This is a genomic window from Priestia veravalensis (assembly GCF_001457055.1).
GTDB classification, from domain to species: domain Bacteria; phylum Bacillota; class Bacilli; order Bacillales; family Bacillaceae_H; genus Priestia; species Priestia flexa.
This window is the reverse complement of sequence record NZ_KQ758669.1, coordinates 1-20,045: the sequence shown is the minus strand read 5'-3', so window position 1 is coordinate 20,045 and position 20,045 is coordinate 1. Positions and strand designations below refer to the sequence as shown.

19 protein-coding genes are annotated in these 20,045 nt (G+C 38.3%); 4 read left to right on the top strand and 15 right to left on the bottom strand.

The genetic code is table 11. The annotated features are described in order from the left end of the window. Window positions 1–112: 112 nt before the first annotated feature. The 11 genes from mtaB to gpr all read right to left on the bottom strand — a co-directional run bounded on the left by mtaB (window position 113) and on the right by gpr (window position 13,059). A complete protein-coding gene (gene mtaB, locus AS180_RS15080; RefSeq protein ID WP_025911646.1) occupies window positions 113–1,474 on the bottom strand; it encodes a tRNA (N(6)-L-threonylcarbamoyladenosine(37)-C(2))-methylthiotransferase MtaB in 1,362 nt (453 codons plus the stop codon). A gap of 5 nt (window positions 1,475–1,479) precedes the next feature. Beyond that, a complete protein-coding gene (locus AS180_RS15075) occupies window positions 1,480–2,229 on the bottom strand; it encodes a 16S rRNA (uracil(1498)-N(3))-methyltransferase (protein ID WP_062687060.1) in 750 nt (249 codons plus the stop codon). A 19-nt stretch (window positions 2,230–2,248) separates the two neighbouring features. Then, the gene (prmA, locus tag AS180_RS15070) at window positions 2,249–3,190 is read right to left on the bottom strand and encodes a 50S ribosomal protein L11 methyltransferase (RefSeq protein WP_061784773.1); all 942 of its coding nucleotides are present in this window, start codon (window positions 3,188–3,190) and stop codon (window positions 2,249–2,251) included. A gap of 94 nt (window positions 3,191–3,284) precedes the next feature. Further along, on the bottom strand, window positions 3,285–4,412 hold the full coding sequence (gene dnaJ, locus AS180_RS15065; RefSeq protein WP_062687058.1) for a molecular chaperone DnaJ: 1,128 nt from the start codon (window positions 4,410–4,412) through the stop codon (window positions 3,285–3,287). A gap of 211 nt (window positions 4,413–4,623) precedes the next feature. Next, window positions 4,624–6,435 carry a molecular chaperone DnaK gene (gene dnaK / locus AS180_RS15060; protein ID WP_062687056.1) on the bottom strand — a complete coding sequence of 604 codons (1,812 nt, stop codon included), beginning with the start codon at window positions 6,433–6,435 and terminating at the stop codon, window positions 4,624–4,626. Window positions 6,436–6,467: 32 nt separating this feature from the next. Continuing rightward, window positions 6,468–7,028 (bottom strand): nucleotide exchange factor GrpE, encoded by a 561-nt coding sequence (grpE, locus tag AS180_RS15055; RefSeq protein WP_062687054.1) that lies wholly within the window; start codon window positions 7,026–7,028, stop codon window positions 6,468–6,470. A gap of 99 nt (window positions 7,029–7,127) precedes the next feature. Continuing rightward, on the bottom strand, window positions 7,128–8,156 hold the full coding sequence (gene hrcA, locus AS180_RS15050) for a heat-inducible transcriptional repressor HrcA (protein ID WP_025911656.1): 1,029 nt from the start codon (window positions 8,154–8,156) through the stop codon (window positions 7,128–7,130). A gap of 85 nt (window positions 8,157–8,241) precedes the next feature. After that, on the bottom strand, window positions 8,242–9,381 hold the full coding sequence (hemW, locus tag AS180_RS15045; RefSeq protein ID WP_062687053.1) for a radical SAM family heme chaperone HemW: 1,140 nt from the start codon (window positions 9,379–9,381) through the stop codon (window positions 8,242–8,244). Between the two features lie 155 nt (window positions 9,382–9,536). After that, the gene (gene lepA / locus AS180_RS15040) at window positions 9,537–11,363 is read right to left on the bottom strand and encodes a translation elongation factor 4 (RefSeq protein ID WP_062687051.1); all 1,827 of its coding nucleotides are present in this window, start codon (window positions 11,361–11,363) and stop codon (window positions 9,537–9,539) included. A 166-nt stretch (window positions 11,364–11,529) separates the two neighbouring features. Further along, complete coding sequence (locus tag AS180_RS15035; protein ID WP_025911662.1) at window positions 11,530–11,865, bottom strand: DUF3679 domain-containing protein; 336 nt, start codon at window positions 11,863–11,865, stop codon at window positions 11,530–11,532. An 81-nt stretch (window positions 11,866–11,946) separates the two neighbouring features. Further along, window positions 11,947–13,059, bottom strand: coding sequence for a GPR endopeptidase (gene gpr / locus AS180_RS15030; RefSeq protein WP_062687049.1), 1,113 nt, complete (start codon window positions 13,057–13,059; stop codon window positions 11,947–11,949). A 196-nt stretch (window positions 13,060–13,255) separates the two neighbouring features. Between gpr and rpsT the strand changes: the two genes are divergently transcribed. Further along, window positions 13,256–13,522: a 30S ribosomal protein S20 gene (gene rpsT, locus AS180_RS15025; protein WP_025911665.1), complete on the top strand. Its 267-nt coding sequence runs from the start codon at window positions 13,256–13,258 to the stop codon at window positions 13,520–13,522. A gap of 45 nt (window positions 13,523–13,567) precedes the next feature. Here rpsT and holA read toward each other — a convergent pair whose 3' ends face one another. Continuing rightward, window positions 13,568–14,602, bottom strand: a complete 1,035-nt coding sequence (gene holA / locus AS180_RS15020) for a DNA polymerase III subunit delta (RefSeq protein ID WP_224839995.1) — start codon at window positions 14,600–14,602, stop codon at window positions 13,568–13,570. Between the two features lie 273 nt (window positions 14,603–14,875). Between holA and AS180_RS21745 the strand changes: the two genes are divergently transcribed. Next, entirely contained in the window at window positions 14,876–15,010 is a 135-nt protein-coding gene (locus AS180_RS21745; protein WP_025911668.1) for a YqzM family protein, read from the top strand. A 112-nt stretch (window positions 15,011–15,122) separates the two neighbouring features. Here AS180_RS21745 and AS180_RS15015 read toward each other — a convergent pair whose 3' ends face one another. The 3 genes from AS180_RS15015 to AS180_RS15005 all read right to left on the bottom strand — a co-directional run bounded on the left by AS180_RS15015 (window position 15,123) and on the right by AS180_RS15005 (window position 18,742). After that, window positions 15,123–17,423: a DNA internalization-related competence protein ComEC/Rec2 gene (locus AS180_RS15015; protein WP_062687047.1), complete on the bottom strand. Its 2,301-nt coding sequence runs from the start codon at window positions 17,421–17,423 to the stop codon at window positions 15,123–15,125. Window positions 17,424–17,471: 48 nt separating this feature from the next. Next, a complete protein-coding gene (locus AS180_RS15010) occupies window positions 17,472–18,038 on the bottom strand; it encodes a ComE operon protein 2 (RefSeq protein ID WP_025911670.1) in 567 nt (188 codons plus the stop codon). A 77-nt stretch (window positions 18,039–18,115) separates the two neighbouring features. Then, a complete protein-coding gene (locus tag AS180_RS15005) occupies window positions 18,116–18,742 on the bottom strand; it encodes a helix-hairpin-helix domain-containing protein (RefSeq protein ID WP_061784768.1) in 627 nt (208 codons plus the stop codon). 95 nt (window positions 18,743–18,837) lie between these two features. On the opposite strand from AS180_RS15005, the gene comER reads away from it, so the two are divergent. Further along, on the top strand, window positions 18,838–19,662 hold the full coding sequence (gene comER, locus AS180_RS15000; protein WP_025911672.1) for a late competence protein ComER: 825 nt from the start codon (window positions 18,838–18,840) through the stop codon (window positions 19,660–19,662). Window positions 19,663–19,832: 170 nt separating this feature from the next. Continuing rightward, window positions 19,833–19,961, top strand: coding sequence for a hypothetical protein (locus tag AS180_RS23875; protein WP_258954131.1), 129 nt, complete (start codon window positions 19,833–19,835; stop codon window positions 19,959–19,961). Window positions 19,962–20,045 lie beyond the last annotated feature (84 nt).

Here is a 20,045-nt window from a genome sequence, read left to right as displayed (position 1 = left end):
CAATTGTATTTTATGAATTCACTTATTAAACCATACCCATTTTCTCAATCAATTATAAAACTTGCACACGCAGGCTTTCTTTATCTTCCAAACCTGCGTGTGCTTTTTGAAATTAAGAACTTAGTTTAACGCGATCTGCTGGCATTTCTACATCGTCCATCACACGTACAAACTCACCTTCGTTATATGGGTAACCAGCTTTAGAAATTTTTACTTTCACAAGCTTTCCAACCATTTCTTCCGTTGCTGGGAACACTACTTTCAAATAGTTATCCGTGTAACCAACGTACAGATTGCTATTTGATTCTTCTTTGTAACGTTCTTCCGGAATAACTTCCAATACTTCACCTTCAAATTCTGAAGCATACTCTTTCGCCAGTTGATTTGAAAGCTCGATTAAGCGATGTACGCGCTCGTTTTTCACTTCTTCATCAATTTGGTCGTCCATGCGAGCAGCAGGTGTACCTGTACGCTTAGAGTATGGGAACACGTGAAGCTCTGAGAATTTATGCTCTTTAATGAAGTTGTATGTTTCCATAAACTCTTCTTCTGTTTCACCAGGGAATCCTACAATTACATCAGATGTAATCGCAAGTCCAGGTAACGCTTCTTTTAAGCGTGTCAAACGCTCTCCAAAGAATTCCATTGTGTACTTACGACGCATGCGTTTTAACACCGTATTTGACCCGGACTGAAGGGGCACGTGTAAATGACGAACAACCATTTCAGATTTATCCAACACGTCGATAACTTCGTCTGTAATCTGACTAGCTTCAATTGATGAAATACGGATGCGTTTTAATCCTTTTACTTGAGACTCTAAATCACGTAATAGCTGTGCAAGATTATAATCTTTCATATCTTCACCGTAGCCACCCGTATGAATTCCCGTTAAAACAATCTCTTTATAACCAGCATCTACTAATTGTTGAGCTTGCGCTACAACTTCTTTTGGATCGCGTGAACGCATTAAACCTCTTGCCCAAGGAATGATACAAAACGTACAGAAATTGTTACAGCCTTCTTGGATTTTCAAGGATGCACGCGTACGGTCCGTGAAAGCTGGTACGTCTAATTCTTCATATACGCGTGTTTTCATGATATTTCCTACGCCGTTAATCGGCTGGCGCTCTTGTTTAAATTGTTCAATGTAATCTAGCATCTTCACGCGATCTTGTGTACCTACAACGATATCAACGCCAGGAATCGCCATTATTTCTGCTGGTGATGTTTGTGCGTAACATCCTGTTACACAAATAACAGCATCTGGATTTTTACGAATTGCACGACGAATTACTTGGCGACTTTTTTTATCACCTGTGTTCGTTACCGTACAGGTATTGATAACATATACATCAGCAGTTTGTTCATATTCTACGCGATCGTAGTTAGCTCCTTTAAACAACTGCCAAATAGCTTCTGTTTCATAGTGATTCACTTTACACCCTAACGTGTGGAAAGCAACTGTTGGCATTGTGTTCACCCCATTAACTCAGTTTGATATGAAATAGCAGATAGCACGTATAGCGGTGCTGTTTCTGCACGTAAAATTCGAGGACCGAATCCACATTTAATAAATTGATGTTCTTCTAAAAACGCAACTTCTTGTTCTGTGAGTCCACCTTCTGGTCCAATAACAACCAAAAGCGAATCACCTGGATGTAGATTAGATAAAACATGATGCAAATTAGAAGACTCACCTTGCTTAGCTACTTCTTCATACGCTACAATTTTATGCGTACAGTCGCTTGCTGCAACGAGCTGTTTTAAAGTCATCGGACTGTCAACAGCTGGCACTATGGTACGATGAGATTGCTCTGCAGCTTCCTTTGCAATTTTGTTCCATCGCTCTAATTTCTTTTTACCTTTTTTCTCGTCCCATTTCACAATGGAGCGATCCGCAATAAAAGGGATAAACCTCGTTGCGCCAAGTTCTGTCCCTTTTTGAATAATAAGCTCAAGCTTATCCCCTTTAGGCAACCCGCTCACAATCGTAACTGTCACAGGCATTTCTTTTTCTTCAATTAGCCATTCTATAATAGATCCTTGGATTTCGTCAGTGGAAATCATTTCAATCTCACAGAGAGCCGCTTGTCCATTTTCATTGCAACAAATAATACGTTCTCCTTCTGACATTCTCATCACTCGCTGAATGTGGTGAGCATCTGATTCAGTAATTCTCACCGTTTTATCAACAAATTGATCATTTTTTAGAAAATAACGTTGCACAGCTACACCTTCTCACTTATCAAGCTTGTTTAGTCGCAATAATAGCTACCCAATCTTCCATCATTGTTACTTCTTCAATAACAAATCCAGCCTTCACAAGCGCTTCTTTTACTTCTTCTTTCTTGGCACTAATTATGCCTGATGTAATAAATGAACCGCCTGGCTTCAGAACCGCATATGCATCGTCAACAAAACGAACAATAATTTCTGCTAAAATATTTGCAACAACAACGTCTACAGGACCTTCAATATTATTTAAAAGGTTATTTTGAGCAACCGTTACAGCATCTTGCACTTTGTTTAGCTTTACGTTTAAACGAGCAGAACGAACGGCTACTTCATCAAGATCAAGTGCTCTTACAGATTTTGCTCCAAGCATTGCTGCACCAATACTTAAAACGCCAGAACCTGTTCCAACATCGATAACCGTATCATTTTCTTTAACCGTTCGTTCAAGTCCTTGCAAAGACATGACCGTTGTTGGGTGGGTCCCTGTTCCAAACGCCATCCCTGGATCTAATTCAATAATTAATTCATCTGTGTTGACTTTTTCATAGTTTTCCCAAGTAGGGACAATTGTAAAACGCTCAGATATTTTTACAGGATGATAATATTTCTTCCATGCAGTTGCCCACTCTTCTTCATTTACCTCACTGATTGTCACCTTGTTTGCACCTAAATCAAAGTCATAAACTAACAGGCCGTTAATAGCCTCTTTAATACCTTCAACCGTCTCACCTAAGAAGCTATTTACAGGAAGGTATGCTTTTACAATTACGCCTTCTTCAGGGTAATCATCGGCATTAAGCTGGTAGATTTCCCCAAAAGTTGTATCCCTTTCTTTTATTAAATCTGCAGGATCTTCGATTACAACACCGCTCGCTCCTGATTCATGTAAAATATGTGAGATTGGTTCAATCGCTTCCTGTGTCGTATGAATACAAATTTCAGACCATTTCATCTCTACCAACTTCATCCCTTCTATTTTTTCACTTCATTTTGTTTTATGACAGCTGACAGGTTGGTAAAGCATTTTACCAACCTGTCAGTGTTTACTATTCGCCTTTAATTGCTCTCTTTACTTTTGCAAAGAAAGAATCGTGCTGCTCATCAACTGCTTCTTGTCCGCTTAATTCTGCGAATTCTCGGATCAATTGTTTTTGTTTCTCAGAAAGCTTTGTTGGTGTAACAACGCGCACGTGAATATGCTGGTCACCCTGACCATATCCTCGAACGTTTGCTACACCTTTCCCTTTTAGTCGGAACCTCGTACCCGTTTGCGTACCTGCAGGAATTTTCAACTTTACTTTTCCATGCAGCGTCGGTACTTCCACTTCATCTCCCAGTGCGGCTTGTGCAAAGGTTAACGGCATTTCACAATAAATATCATCACCGTCACGCTCAAAGAGTTCATGTGATCGAACGTTAAACACAACGTATAAGTCTCCAGATGGACCGCCATTTGCACCAGGTTCTCCTTGGCCACTCACGCGAAGCTGTTGACCATCATCCACACCAGCTGGAATTTTCACATTAATTTTGCGACGTTTTGTTACTTTTCCTTCTCCGTGACATGTTGAACATTTCTGCTCAATTTTCTTACCAGTTCCATTACAATGATGGCAAGCACGACGGTTTACTACACGACCAAACGGCGTGTTTTGTTCCACATTTAATTGCCCAGAACCGTTACAGTGTGAACATGTGCTTACTTTTGTACCTGGCTTTGCACCTGACCCATTACATGTGTCACATGTTTCTTCACGAGGAATTTCAATTGTTGTTTCTTTCCCAAATACCGCTTCTTCAAACGATAACGTCATCGTATATTGTAAATCGGCACCTTGTCTTGGCGCATTAGGGTCTCTTCTACGACCTCCACCACCAAAGATTGAACTAAAAATATCTTCAAAGCCAAAGCCGCCAAAGTCTGATTCGCCGCCAAAACCACCAAAGCCTTGATTTGGATCAGTATGACCAAATTGATCATAGTGTGCTTTCTTTTGATCATCACTCAATACTTCATATGCTTCTTTGACTTCTTTAAATTGCTCTGCAGCATCCTCGGCTTTATTAATATCTGGATGATATTTTTTTGAAAGCTTACGGTACGCTTTTTTAATTTCATCTTTTGTAGCGCCTTTGCTGATGCCGAGTACTTCATAGTAATCTCGCTTACTCATCAATACTCACTCCCGAATCGTTTCACATAAACGTAATTGTATCATCATTAATCTTTCCATCGCAACAGAAAAGTTAAGCAACACACCGAACCTATTGTGAATTGCTATTTTTGTACGTTAAAAAAGTCAAAGCCAAGAGATAGCTTGACTTTGACTTTTGAAATCCTGTGAATTGCACCGTGGCGTCCTTCACATTAGTCGTCAAGATGCATTATTTTTTATCGTCGTTTACTTCTTCAAACTCTGCATCTACAACATCATCGTTTTGAGCGCCTTCGCCACCAGCTGCTTGTTGAGCTTGCTCGTACATTTTCACCGTTAGAGTTTGAACAACCTCTTGAAGTTCATCTTTTTTCGCTTTGATTTCTTCAAGGTCATTCTTTTCAATTGCAGCTTTTAACGCATCTTTTGCTTCGTTAGCTTTTGTTACTTCCGCTTCTTCAACCTTACCTTCAAGGTCTTTCAACGTTTTTTCAGTTGTAAATACAAGTTGATCTGCTTCATTGCGTAATTCAACTTCTTCTTTACGCTTTTTATCTGCATCCGCATTATCTTCTGCTTCTTTTACCATGCGTTCGATTTCATCATCTGATAAACCAGTAGAAGACTTGATTGTAATTGCTTGCTCTTTATTTGTACCTAAATCTTTTGCACGTACGTTTACGATACCGTTTTTATCAATATCAAAACTTACTTCAATTTGAGGTACACCACGTGGAGCTGGTGGAATGTCCGTTAATTGGAAACGACCTAACGTTTTGTTGTCAGCTGACATTGGACGTTCACCTTGAAGCACATGAATGTCTACAGCCGTTTGGTTATCAGCTGCCGTTGAGAATACTTGTGATTTACTTGTAGGAATTGTTGTGTTTCGCTCAATTAGCTTTGTAAATACGCCACCCATTGTTTCAATTCCTAGAGATAATGGCGTTACATCTAGTAATACTACGTCTTTTACATCACCAGTTAATACGCCACCTTGAATTGCTGCACCTAAAGCAACAACTTCATCAGGATTTACGCCTTTATGAGGCTCTTTACCAGTTTCTTTTTTAATTGCTTCTTGTACAGCTGGAATACGAGTAGAACCACCAACTAAAATAACTTTATCTAGTTCACTTGCAGAAAGACCAGCATCTTGTAATGCTTGACGTACTGGAGCCATTGTACGCTCTACTAGGTCTGCAGATAACTCTTCAAACTTCGCGCGTGATAGCGTTACTTCTAAGTGAAGTGGTCCAGCTTCGCCAGCTGTGATAAATGGTAATGAAACTTGTGTAGAAGTTACACCAGATAAATCTTTCTTCGCTTTTTCAGCAGCATCTTTTAGACGTTGAAGCGCCATTTTATCTTTAGCTAAATCAATGCCATTTTCTTTTTTAAACTCAGCTACTAAGTAGTCGATGATTACTTGGTCAAAATCATCTCCACCAAGACGGTTGTCACCAGCAGTTGAGCGTACTTCGAATACACCATCGCCTAGTTCTAGAATCGATACGTCAAACGTACCTCCACCTAAGTCATATACTAGTACAGTTTGATCTTCGTCTGTTTTTTCTAATCCGTATGCAAGAGCAGCTGCTGTTGGCTCGTTGATGATACGCTCAACTTCTAAACCAGCAATTTTACCAGCATCTTTTGTTGCTTGACGCTGAGCATCGTTAAAGTATGCAGGAACTGTAATAACCGCTTTTGTTACAGGCTCACCTAAGTATTCTTCTGCATATCCTTTTAAATGTTGAAGAATAATTGCTGACATTTCTTGAGGTGTATACTCTTTCCCTTCAGCTTCTACTTTGTAATCTGTACCCATATGACGTTTAATTGAGATGATTGTGTTTGGGTTTGTAATTGCTTGACGCTTTGCTACTTCCCCAACTTGACGCTCACCGTTTTTAAACGCAACAACAGATGGTGTTGTACGATTTCCTTCTGGATTTGGGATTACTTTTGGCTCGCCGCCTTCTAAAACAGCGACACAAGAGTTCGTTGTACCTAAATCGATACCAATGATTTTACTCATATAAAATAACCTCCTTGTTTTATGTAATAGTTTTATTGGTTTACTTTTACCATTGCAGGGCGAATAATTTTATCCTTTAGTTTATACCCTTTTTGAAGTTCTTCTACGACTGTATTTGGTTCATACGCCTCATCTTCTACTTGCATAACAGCCTGATGTTCATAAGGATCGAATGGTTTCCCTACAGATTCAATTGCCTCAACACCTTCTTTTTGAAGTGCCTCAACTAATTGACGGTAGACCATCTCTACACCTTTCATCACAGACTTCGTATTCTCATCTTCTGTGTTCACCTGTAGAGCACGATCAAAGTTATCTAGTGCTGGTAAGATATCTGCCACTAAAGATTGAGCACGATATTTCTGTGCTGCTTCTGCATCAAGACGAGAACGACGACGGAAATTATCGAAATCAGCTTGTAGACGTACATATCTATTTTCCTGTTCTTCAAGCTGTTGCTTTAATTGGTCAATTTCTGTTTGAAGAGTAGCTTCTACAGATTCTTCTCCAGATTCTTCAACAGTCTCTTCTTGCTGAACTTCTGTATCTACAGTTTCTTCTACTACATCCTCTACTTGCTTTTCGTTTGACAATTCCTTCACCTCCTTAAAGTTAGAGCACGTTCATGCTGCTGTCTATTTTATCATAGGAAAGACAGGAAGCAATGACTTCCAGCACTTTCCTTTTATTTTTTATTGCTTGTATAAATTCGTTAATAAACGAGACATGTCAGAAGATAACAATGTCATTAAGCTAATAGCTCGCGCATATTCCATACGAGTCGGTCCTAATAAAGCAATGGTACCAATTTGTTCTTCACCAAACGAATACGTAGCAGTAATTAAACTACAATCAGCCATTTCGTTTACTTCATTCTCACGGCCAATTTTAACGTGAATACCAGATTCACTAGACGTTAAAAGCTGTGAAAACTCTTTTTCATGTTCAATAATAGTGAATAAATCACGAATTTTATCAATGTTATGAAACTCAGGCTGAGCAAACATATTCGTTTTTCCACCGATAACCATTTTACCGCTTGTATTCAGCTTTAACGTATCGCTTAAAATCGTCATCGTTTCTTTATACCCTCGAATATGATTTTTTAACAATAAAGCTACTTCTTTATACATCTTATCATGTAGCTCAGTAATCCGAACGCCTACTAGCTTATCGTTTAAAATATTGACCATCTTCTCAATATCTGATGCGCCAATACCAGTAGGTAAAGTAATGGTACGATGCTGTACGTGACCTGTATCTGTAACAATAATAGCAACGGCTGACTCCTCAGTTAACGGCAAAATCTGCAGCTGCTTGAGCTTATTCGTTACTGCTTTAGGGCCAAGCACAATGGACGTTAAGCTTGTTAAGTCTGATAAAATTTGAGCAGATTTTTGCACAATCTCTTCCAGTTCAACAACTCGTTCAGCAAAGAGAGACTTAACTGTTGAAATATCTTCATTCGTTAATAGCTGCGGAGATAACAAATGATCCACATAATAGCGATATCCTTTTTCGGATGGAACGCGCCCTGAAGATGTATGAGTTTTTTCAATAAAGCCCAGCTCTTCTAAATCAGACATTTCATTGCGAATTGTTGCTGAACTAAAGTTAATTTCACTTTTTTTAGAAAGTGTACGAGAGCCAACAGGCTGTGCAGATCGAATAAAATCATCAATTATGACTTGTAAAATTAATAGTTGTCGATCAGTAAGCACGTTTCATCACCTCTGTTAGCACTCTAAAAGCTTGAGTGCTAAATCTAATAATAAATTACCAAATCATTATGGGTCATGTCAACGATTAGATTCCACCAATAAATGCCTGGAATACCTCATTTCCTAAAAAGCGCCCTTTTTTTGTTAGTCGCAGCGAACTTTCGGTTTGTTCCAGCAATCCTTTGTTTGTATATTCTTTTATTGGCTCAGAAAAAACATCATTCATTTCAACTTTATACTTTTCGTAAAAGCTAGCTTTGTTAACACCATTTGTTTTACGCAATCCTAGAAACATCTCTTCTTCCATTCTTTCCACTTTTGAAACAGAAATTTCATCTAAATAAGCATGATTCGTTTCAGTAACGGCCTGCATATATTTTTTTAACGGTGCAATATTCGATCGTCTAATTCCATCAATGTAGCTATGAGCTCCCGCTCCTATCCCGTAGTAATCATTATTATCCCAATACGTCAGGTTATGGAGGCTTTCGTAGCCTGAACGAGCAAAATTGCTAATTTCATACTGAGAATATCCATGCTTATCCATCTCATCCATTAACATCTCGTACATAAACGCTTCATCGTCTTGAGAAGGCACACGAAGCTTTCCTTTATTCATTAAGTTATAAAATACGGTTTTAGGCTCAATGATAAGAGAATAAGCAGATATATGCTCGACATCCAGTGAAAATGCAATATCAAGCGTTTCTTTGAAATCAGAAATCGTTTGTCCAGGCAAGCTGTACATTAAATCTAAGCTAATATTTCTAAACCCTATTTTTCTCGCTTCGTCAACAGCTTGAAATGCTTGCTGGTTGCTATGAACACGTCCAATTTTTTCAAGAAGCTGTTCATTGAACGTTTGAACACCAATGCTCAATCGATCTACACCGTACGCATGTAAAATTCGTAACTTCTCTTCTGTTAGCTCATTAGGATTTGCTTCAAACGTAAACTCTTTTACATCATGAACTGGAAACGATTCATGAATGGATTCTAAAAAGTACGTCAGTTGCTTTTCATCAAGGGCTGTCGGAGTTCCTCCACCGACAAAAATCGTCTTTAAATCATTAGCTGGATACCTTTCTACCGTCTGCTTCATCTCATCTCTCATTTTTTCTAGATAGGGCATAACGGGCTGATTTTTGAAAAATACTTTATTAAAGTCACAATAGTGACAAATATGATGACAAAAAGGAATGTGCAGGTAAGCTGCTTCAATCATCGTCTTCCACCTCAAAATAGTTAAAGTAAATGATAAAAATACCGCAGATGCTCTCTGCGGTATTTTTTATCGTAACGCGTCTTTAATCGCTCTACGCTATAGTGTAACAAATCAATCAGTTATAAAACACTAAACTGCTTATATTAAATGATTTCTCACTCTTCATCCATACGCAGTACAGCCATGAATGCTTCTTGTGGAACTTCTACTGATCCGACTTGCTTCATTCGTTTTTTACCTTCTTTTTGTTTCTCAAGAAGCTTACGCTTACGAGAAATATCTCCACCGTAACATTTTGCTAATACATTTTTACGAATGGCTTTGATTGTTGAACGTGCTACAATCTTTTGACCAATAGCTGCCTGAATAGGGACTTCAAACTGCTGACGTGGAATCAGCTCTCTAAGCTTCTCTACGATAATCTTACCGCGGTCGTACGCTGAGTCACGGTGCACGATGAAGGACAGTGCATCGACTTTTTCTGCATTTAATAAAATATCCATTTTCACAAGCTTAGATTCTTTGTAACCAATTAATTCGTAATCGAAGGATGCATACCCTTTTGTGTTTGATTTTAATTGATCAAAGAAATCATACACGATTTCAGCTAGCGGAATCTCATACACAATGCTCACTCGATTCGCATCTAAATACTGCATGCCGATGAAGTTACCGCGCTTCTTCTGACAAAGCTCCATAACAGCTCCTACATAATCATTAGGAACCATCATCGTTGCTTTTACATACGGCTCTTCCACTTTTTCAATCTTTTGAGCGTCTGGCATATTAGACGGGTTATCAACAGATACTTTCTCGCCATCCGTCATGTAAACATCGTAGATAACACTTGGTGCTGTTGTAATCAAGTCAATCTTAAACTCACGCTCGATACGCTCTTGGATAATTTCCATGTGAAGCAGGCCTAAGAATCCACAGCGGAAGCCGAATCCTAATGCTTGAGATGTCTCTGGTTCAAATTGAAGGGCAGAATCATTCAGCTCCAGTTTTTCTAAGGCTTCACGTAAGTCATTATATTTTGCTGTATCAATTGGATACAAGCCGCAATATACCATTGGATTTAAACGACGGTAACCTGGTAATGGTTCAGTTGCACCATTTTTAGCAAGCGTAATCGTATCCCCTACGCGTGTATCTCCTACGTTTTTAATAGCAGCTGTTAAATATCCTACATCTCCAACAGATAGTTGGGCTTGTGGAACTGTTTTTGGTGTTAATACACCAATTTCTGTTACTTCAAACTCTTTGCCCGTTGCCATCATGCGAATTTTATCGCCTGTTTTGACCGACCCTTCTACAATACGAATAGATGCAACAACACCACGATACGCATCATAGAATGAATCAAAAATTAAGGCTTTTAAAGGCCCTTCAGGATCGCCTTCAGGAGCAGGTACCTTTTCTACAATTTGCTCTAAAATCTCTTCAATTCCAATACCTGCTTTTGCAGAAGCGAGCACTGCTTCTGAAGCATCTAAGCCAATTACATCTTCCACTTCTTGACGTACGCGTTCAGGCTCAGCACTTGGAAGGTCAATTTTATTAATAACCGGTAAGATTTCCAAATCATTATCTAGCGCTAAGTATACGTTTGCTAATGTTTGTGCTTCAATTCCCTGAGCTGCATCCACTACAAGAATTGCTCCTTCACAAGCTGCAAGACTACGAGACACTTCATATGTAAAATCGACGTGCCCTGGAGTATCAATTAAATGGAAAATATATTCTTCCCCATCTTTTGCTTTATACTTAAGCTGAACAGCATTTAGCTTAATAGTAATTCCACGCTCACGTTCTAAATCCATAGAATCCAAAAGCTGAGCTTTCATTTCGCGCTGCGTAAGCGCATTTGTTTTTTCTAAAATACGGTCAGCTAATGTTGACTTTCCGTGATCTATATGAGCAATAATCGAAAAGTTTCTAATTTTCGACTGTCGGTTTAACTTCGCTTCTCTATCCATCATTTTTTCACTCCTACTGAAAATCGGCAAAATACACTAAAGTAAATTATAACAACACATCAGTCAACATTCAATAAACTTCTCAAAGGAAGGAGAGAGATGAGCTCAATAGTAAAGCAGAGCAGCTTTAATGTATAGCGAAACATTAAGGCTGCTCTACTTTGTTGTTTTATACAAACAGGTTATGAAAAGCTTCGACTGCTTTTTGCATAACAGCCTGTATGCCGTTAGCTAAGCTTTTTCCGATTGAAGAAAAAAAGTTAAATGCCTTTCGCTCTTCCAGTAGCTTTTGTTTTTCTTCAAGGTCCACAACTCGCTTGTTGCCCATTACATCTGCTTCTACTTCGCCCTCGCTCGTTTTAGAAACTGTAAAAACTTGCTGAATACTAGGGTCATCATACCCTTTCATCTTAATTAGCCCTTGCTGGGCAGTCTGCATCCCTAATAGTACACCGAACAATAACACAACGCTTAGCAGCAGCGACTTCATCATGAATTTCGCCATGAGAATGCTCCTTTCATCTAAACATACCTATTCATTTTCGTAGTATTCATTATGGGATACTTCTTCTTGTTTCATTCACTTTTAATGAGTATAAGATCCAAAGTTTCCTTGATCCACTTCATGGTGAAGAGCTGCGTTCAGCCCTCCAGCTACCACGTTGGCCATCTCTTCTATAAATAAGTCAACTTCTTTTGGTGTAACCATCAAATTATGACCTAACGGCGCTAACACCTCATGAATTAAACGACGCTTTTCTTCATCAGGTAACGTACCAATCATTCCTAAATACGTTTGACGATGTTTTTCGCTTGGTAAATCTTCGTCAGTTAACTGTTTTTTTTCTCCAAACGTCATTCCGGAAGGGATAAGAGACTTCGAAGGCTTGTCTTGTTCATTCATCTCACGTCCAAAATGCTTTAAAATAAAATCAATGGTATCGCTTGTAATTGATACCGCATCAACAACTGTGGGTATACCGATTGCAATTACTGGAATACCTAGCGTTTCATAGCTAATTTCTTTTCGTTTATTTCCAACTCCAGAGCCGGGATGAATACCTGAATCTGAAATTTGAATCGTTGCGTTCACACGTTCGATTGAACGAGCTGCTAAAGCATCAACCGCAATAATAAAGTCAGGTTTTACTTTTTGGACAACACCAAAGATAATATCGCTCGTTTCAATTCCCGTAATCCCCATTACACCAGGTATAATAGCACTTACCGGACGGAACCCTTCTTCTACGCTTTCAGGCTGTAGAGCAAATAAATGACGAGTGATTAATAAATTTTCGACCGTCTTTGGTCCAAGTGCATCCGGAGTAACGCTGCTGTTTCCAAGACCGACTACTAAACAACTTGCATCATCTGGGATATTCAAGCCTTTTATAAAATGATTTAGTTCTTCGGCAAATACTTCTTCCATCTTTTCCTGCTTTTCGGTATCCTGCTCGCGAATTCCAACAGATTCTAGAGTAAGATAGCGACCTTTTTTCTTTCCAATCGTTTGGGCACCTTGTTCAGTTATTTCGACTAAAGATACCTTTACTCCATCGACATCTTTCTCTTTAAAAATAACGCCTTCAAGCTCAGACTGCTTGGCTTGCTTTTCATTGTCTTCAACAGCCATCGTTCTTGCTTCCACGGCTAAATCAGTGCGAATACTATATTGACTTAAGTCTAAGTTTTCATTCATTGCAGACCCTCCTCAGCTATTATCATAGAAGTTAGTTTCACCTCTTGCTAATTAATTCATGCACGAGAGCGATAAAATTCCTTTTAGGTGCTATTGCATTATAGCCGTGGGTTTGATAAAATATCCTTTGTTCTTATTGTAAGAAATGTCGAGTTCTATATAATCTCGATTGTTATAATTTCGGGAGGTGAAACGAATGCCAAACATTAAATCAGCTATCAAACGTGTAAAAACTGCTGAAGCTCGTCGTGCACATAACATCCAAGTAAAATCTGCTATGCGTACTGCTATCAAAAACTTTGAAGCTTTAGTTGAAAACAACGATGTAGATAATGCAAAAGCAGCATACTCTGTTGCTTCTAAAAAATTAGACAAGGCTGCACAAAAAGGTCTTATCCACAAAAATGCTGCAGCTCGTCAAAAATCTCGCTTAGCGCAAAAACTTAACGGTTTATCTGCATAATAAGCGAAAAAACGATCCCTATAGGATCGTTTTTTTTATGTTTTGCTAGACACCAGCTTGCTTTAAGAAAAACAATTGTAAAAGCAATTCTTTGTCTATTTTTCCCGTCTTCATTTCATAATCTGCTTCTGCTAGCTCTTTGATAATGCTACGCAGCAACGGCTCTTCAAATTTTCGACTTTGTTGAAGAGCAATTTTCACTCGAAAAGGATGCACTTTTAACGTTTGTGCAATTTGCTGTTGACTATACCCTTGACCAGAAAGCTGCTTTGTATGATAAATTAAGCGAAATTGTGAAGCTAGTAACGATAGAATTTTGATTGGCTCCTCATTGTTCCGAAGCAAATCTTGATAAATATTTAACGCTTCTTTTAGGTTTTTATTCATAACTGCTTCAATAAGTGTAAAAACATTTTGTTCTAACGTTTTGGCTACAAGCTCGTGTACAACTTCCCGTGTAATGACACCATTATCTCCTACATAAAGCATCATTTTCTCCACTTCATTTGTGATGATCGTAACGTTTAATCCGACAAGCTGCAGCAAGAGCTGCTTAGCATCTTCATCCATTTCCACGTTTCTTTTATGCAATACGTCTTTTATCCACTGCACTAAGTCATGCTCATTAAATTCATTTGCTTCCACATATGTAGCCTGCTTTTTTAACGCTTTTGTTATCTTTTTACGCTCATCTAATTTTTCATAAGGAGCTTGCACGATTAAAGTTGAAAAAGGTGCGGGTTGCTCAAGATAGTCCTGCAATTTACTAACATCGTGTTCTACCTTAGATTTTGATTTTTCTGCCGTTAGAAAAAAAGCATTCTTGGCAATTACCACTCGCTTATCACCTAAAAAAGGCAGCGTTTCAGCATCTTCAATTACTTGTTCAATCGGCGTTTCCTCTAAGTCATATATCGATAAATTAAACTCTTTTTCCTCATCTGATAAGGAATGTTGAATAATTTTATCTCTTGCTTTTTTCATAATAAAAGCATTTAAACCATGTAATAAATAGACGGGTTTTATGTCCTTAGAATTGATAGTTTTCAACGAATCTATTGCCAATTTTTTACGCTCCATTCTATAGTTCTTCACCTTCTATGGTATAGGTGCGACAACGGTTTGGCAAGAATACAAAAAGGAATTGCTAAAAGCAGCAACTCCTCAGTTTATAATAAACACTAACAAATTAAGCCCTAGGTTACTTATTTGTTAATGAGTAAACCCATATAATTATCGTTTACTTTTTTGCCACAAACAATGATTGTTAACTGTTGTCATGTTAGGAAAACGCTTTATATTTTATAGATTTTTTAAAAAACATGGATTATACTGTAAATAGGAGGGGTGGCAATGAATCAATTTGAAGAAAGCGTTCAAAGTAAACGAAACGACGCAGTCGATTCGGCTGTAGGATTTATCGCATCATTTGGATTTTTTACTACCTTATTTATTATCGCAACGGTCATTCACTACTTTGGTTCATAAGTAGCTGCTAATGAATACAACCTTTATTCATTAGTTGAATCGGTAAACGAGATAGAAAATCAGCAACACTTAGCGACTGTCATCTACAGTCGTTTTTTTAACTTGATATAGACTATGGAAGTTGGGGGTAAAAGGTTCCTTTGTTTTTTCGAAATGTATACGTGATTGCACCGTTTTCATCTGTTCGGTAAATCAAAACATCGGCTTCTTGTAACCTTTCAACCACTTCCTCATGAGGATGACCGTAACGGTTCTTTTTACCTGCTGATATGAGAGCAATTTTGGGGTTAAGTGCACGAAGAAACGCAGGTGATGTAGACGATTTACTTCCATGATGTGCAATCTTTAACACATCAGCTTGCAGCGAAGGAATAATGCGAAGAATCTCATTTTCTCCCGCTTCTTCTAAATCACCTGTAAAAAGCCAGTTGAGTCCTCCAAACTCTGTAAACAAAACAATAGATGAATTATTGCTTGTTGTTTCTGAGCCTGTTGGTGAAAGAATATAAAAAGAAATGTCTCCTTGTTTCCAGTGATCTCCTTTCTGAACATAAGAAATCTCGCTATTCGCTTTCCTTGCTTGCTTGATAATATCTTGTTCTAAATCTGTAAACTGCTTCTTTTTCCCCAGCACCACCTGTTCAATTTTGACTTGATTCAGTAACGTGCTGGCACTTCCACCATGGTCATAGTCGCCGTGCGTAATCAATAACTTATCTACCTTTCGAATTCCTTTTGATTTTAAAACTGGCATGATAACATCCCTTCCCACATCAAACAAATCGCGACGTACTTGCCAATCTTCACTGAAAAACGGAACGCTACCTCCCGTATCAATTAAATAAATCCCTTGCCTATAGGGAAGCTCAATTAACAAGCTATCTCCTTGACCCACGTCAATCATTGTCACTTTCCCATATGGATTTACATACGGAAAAAGACATTGAACCACGAACATTAGGACAGTGACTATGCTAAAAAAAGACGTATATTTCTTGTTTTCCATAGACCATAAAACGCCGTAAATACCTATGTAAAAAAGTCCAACAACCCATAGAGAAAGCTTGCCGGTTGTTATTAAGAACACAGGAGATACATCGTGTAGTAGCTTCAAGAACCATTCGCTCAGTAATAATATATTATTTAGTAGCCATTGACCTATAGTTCCGATGGGTGAAAAGAAAAATGAAGCAATAAATGTGAACAAACAAAGTGGAAGAATGACTGTTGAAAAAAAGGGAACATAAATCATATTAAGAGGAAGGCTTAGTAGCGAAATTTCATAAAAATAAAACAATAACAGCGGTAGCGATCCGAGCTGCGCAACCAACGATACCATCAGTAACTGAGCTATAGTTGAGGTAATTCGCTTTAGAATAATCTGTGTACTAAGCGCAATAAAAAGGGTCACCACAAAAGATAATTGAAATCCCACTTGTAAAATATAAAATGGATTAACAACTACCATTAACAAAAATGCTATTGCTATGCTGTCGGTTAGACTAATCTTTTTTTGATACTGCATGCTAATTAATGCTAACATGCTCATTAACACTGCACGAATAACCGAAGGCGCTCCACCCGCGATAATAGCATACAAAGGAAGAGTTACTAATAAAATGTTTATGGCTAACTGGCGCGTAACCCCCACTCGAATCAGTATATAAAAAAACATAAAGGTCATTAAACCAACGTGAAGTCCTGAAATAGCTAGCAAATGAATAAGCCCGAAACTTTGGTAAAGCTGAAGTAAATCAGAATCGATTTGGTTTCTCTCTCCGTAAATGAGCGCTTGCATAAAAGAAGAAGCTGGCTGAGGAACAGTCTGTTTAAGGTAGTCAATTCCTTTTTGTCGATAGGTAGAAAGGGACTGAATGAGAGATAATCGTTTAGGAGGTTGGCATAAAGAGGTTGTAAAAGTAGATGCTTTAAGATTCCAGTGAATACGCTGAGTATTCATGTATGCTTTGTAGTTAAATGCATTTGGATTTCGCCCTTCTTCAAAAGAAGAAAGTTTGCCTTTTAGCATACATTGGTCATAAATCGTTAGGTTTTGAATCTGTTTAACTTCACTTTCATTTTTCATATAATACGTAACGGATATGTCCTCACCTTGAGTGCTAAAGAAAAAGCGCACTTGGCTTCCGTCAATATCAGGAATAGAAGCGATTTGACCGGTAAATATTGTTTGATTGGAAGAGATAGATGTTTGATGATGAAGTGAAAAAAGATAAAACAACCCAAAAGAAAAACCGCCAACAAGAACACAAAGGACGAAAACATACGGTGGGCACTTCAGGTATAAAAAAACCGCGTAGCTTAGTGCAAATACGAATGTAATCCATGATAGATGATAAGCTAAAAACATGGTTAACATGGAGCTAACTGCTATATATAAATAGAAACCTTTCAAGAAAGCACCTCCCATTCAAAAGAAATAGCTAGACACCAAGTGCCTAGCTTATGAAGGTTGAAACAACGAAAAGGCTTGGTCTTCTAAGCGAGCAATTTCTTTTTTGGAAAGATTACTCTGGTGAAGCTTCTCTAAAATACTGTTTACAAAGCTCCATTTTTCTTGACTGTTTAAATCAATGACAGCTTCGTTTAGCTCGACTTTTTCAAATCTTACCCCTGATTGCTCAAATAATTCAATAGCATATGGGTGATTTTTGTAGTCGTTGGCATAATAAACGGTCTTAATCCCAGCTTGAATAAGTGCTTTGCAACAGTTTAAGCAAGGAAAATGCGTGACATAAACTTCTGCATCTTCTGTTTTAACACCAAATTTAGCACACTGTAACAGAGCATTTACCTCTGCATGAATGGTTCTGACACAATGGTTATCAATGACGTAACAGCCTTCGTCTGCACAATGCACCCCGCCGCTTATTGATCCGTTGTATCCGCCTGCAATAATACGTTTATCTCTTACAATTGTGGCACCTACAGCTAAACGTTCACACGTGCTGCGTAATGCTAATAAATGACTTTGTGCCATAAAGTATTGATCCCACGAAATTCTTGTCATCTTCTACTCCCTACTTTCTTGTCTCGCTATCTAGTACATAGTGTATCGGTTAAAAGGAGATGACGTCAACGCATTCACTAATTTATTGCTATCTCTGCTTTTATTTTCTCCAATGATTTTTCGCCAATTCCTGAGACTTGTAGCAGATCTTCCACTGTTTTAAAAGGACCATTTTCTTCACGATATGTGAGAATCGCTTGCGCTTTTGACGGACCGATTCCATTTAAAGTTTGCAGGTCTTCTAACGTTGCTGTGTTAAGATTCACTACACCGCTGTCACTTTTTTCAACGCTTCCTCCACTAGCAACAGGTACTTGAGGCTCTTGACCAATAGCTGGAATATAGATGACCATTTCATCAGCTACTTTTGTTGCTAAATTTACCTGATTCATGTCCGCTTCTTTCGTAATTCCACTCGCTCTCTCGACAGCATCCTGAACCCTAAGGCCAGCCTCAAGCTCGTATACGCCTGGTTTTTGAACTTCACCTTTCACATCAACAACGATTTGAGTACTTGTAGAATCTTTTTGAGGCACGTCTCTTGTTGAAGAACTACTTTCTTGTTTTTCAGCAAATGGAAAGTCATCTCCAACCTGAGCACTCGTTTCTACCTGGGGAAATAAAACATTTGTATAAATTAAAAACCCACATACAGCTACCGAAATAAAACCCAAAATAATCCAATGTTTTTTCGATAAAGTCATGGTTTCCTCCTTAAGGGATTATGAACTAACGTCATAAATTGATTAATAATCTCATACTGTTTAGAAGAATAGGCTTTTGAAGGAGGGAAGTACAAGTGAATATAGGATTTATTGGAACAGGTAATATGGGGAGAATATTAATTGATGCCTTTATTGAGTCAAAAGCCGTACATCCTTCACAACTAACTATCACAAATCGAACAAAAGGCAAAGCAAAAACGATTCAAAAGCAGCACCAAGAAATTCAGCTGGGAGATTGTGCGGAAGAAGTTGTCCGTTCTTCACAACTTATTTTTATATGTGTAAAACCATTGGATATTCACCCCCTTTTAATAAAAATAAAACCGCTGTTAACGAAAGAACATTGCATTGTATCGATTACAAGTCCAATAAGCGTGGAGCAGCTGGAAAGCATCGTGCCTACCCAAGTAGCACGAATCATTCCAAGCATTACAAATCTTGCGTTGTCAGGCGTATCACTTATGACATATGGCGATCATTGTTCATCTTTTTATCAAAATTACTTAACAAATTTATTTAGCAGCATGTCTAAAACCGTATCAATTCCACAAAACATTACAAGGGTATCGTCGGATATTGTTAGCTGTGGACCTGCTTTTTTCAGCTTCTTGTTACAGAAATTTATTGATGCTGCTGTTCAAGAAACGGAGATTTCAAAAGAAGAAGCAACCATTATGGCTAGTGATATGATTATTGGAATGGGTAAATTACTTGAAAAAGAAATTTTTACGCTCCCTACTTTACAAGAGAAAGTAAGCGTAAAGGGCGGTGTTACAGGAGAAGGAATTAAAGTATTAGAAGAGGAACTTGGAGATATGTTTGTTCGTTTGTTTCAAAAAACACATGAGAAGTTTGATGAGGATATCGAGCTCGTTGAAAAGCAGTTTAATTTTACGTAATCAACATTATTCACCTTCATTCAACAAAATTCCTGCTTTTTTATAAAAAAAAATGAGACTGAGACATAAGTAGTTCAGCCTCTACTATACCTGAACGATTGAGAGTTCATAACTTTTAATCGTTCAGGTTTTTTGGTTGATTGTGAAAACAATGTTGGAAACAGGGTGGAATGAAGCGTAGGACACTCGACTCCTGCGGGAAAGAGAGGGAAAACGGAGATCCCGCAGCGCAGCGAGGAAGCTCAGGTTCCTCCCCGCGGAAAGCGAGTGGCCGTAGCGCAATGGAACGAACGTGTTGAGACAAATCAAAGAGATGGGAACAGCGAGTGTTCGTCTTTTAGAAGCAATCATTTTGTTATGTCCCAAACTCATTTTTTTGCAGA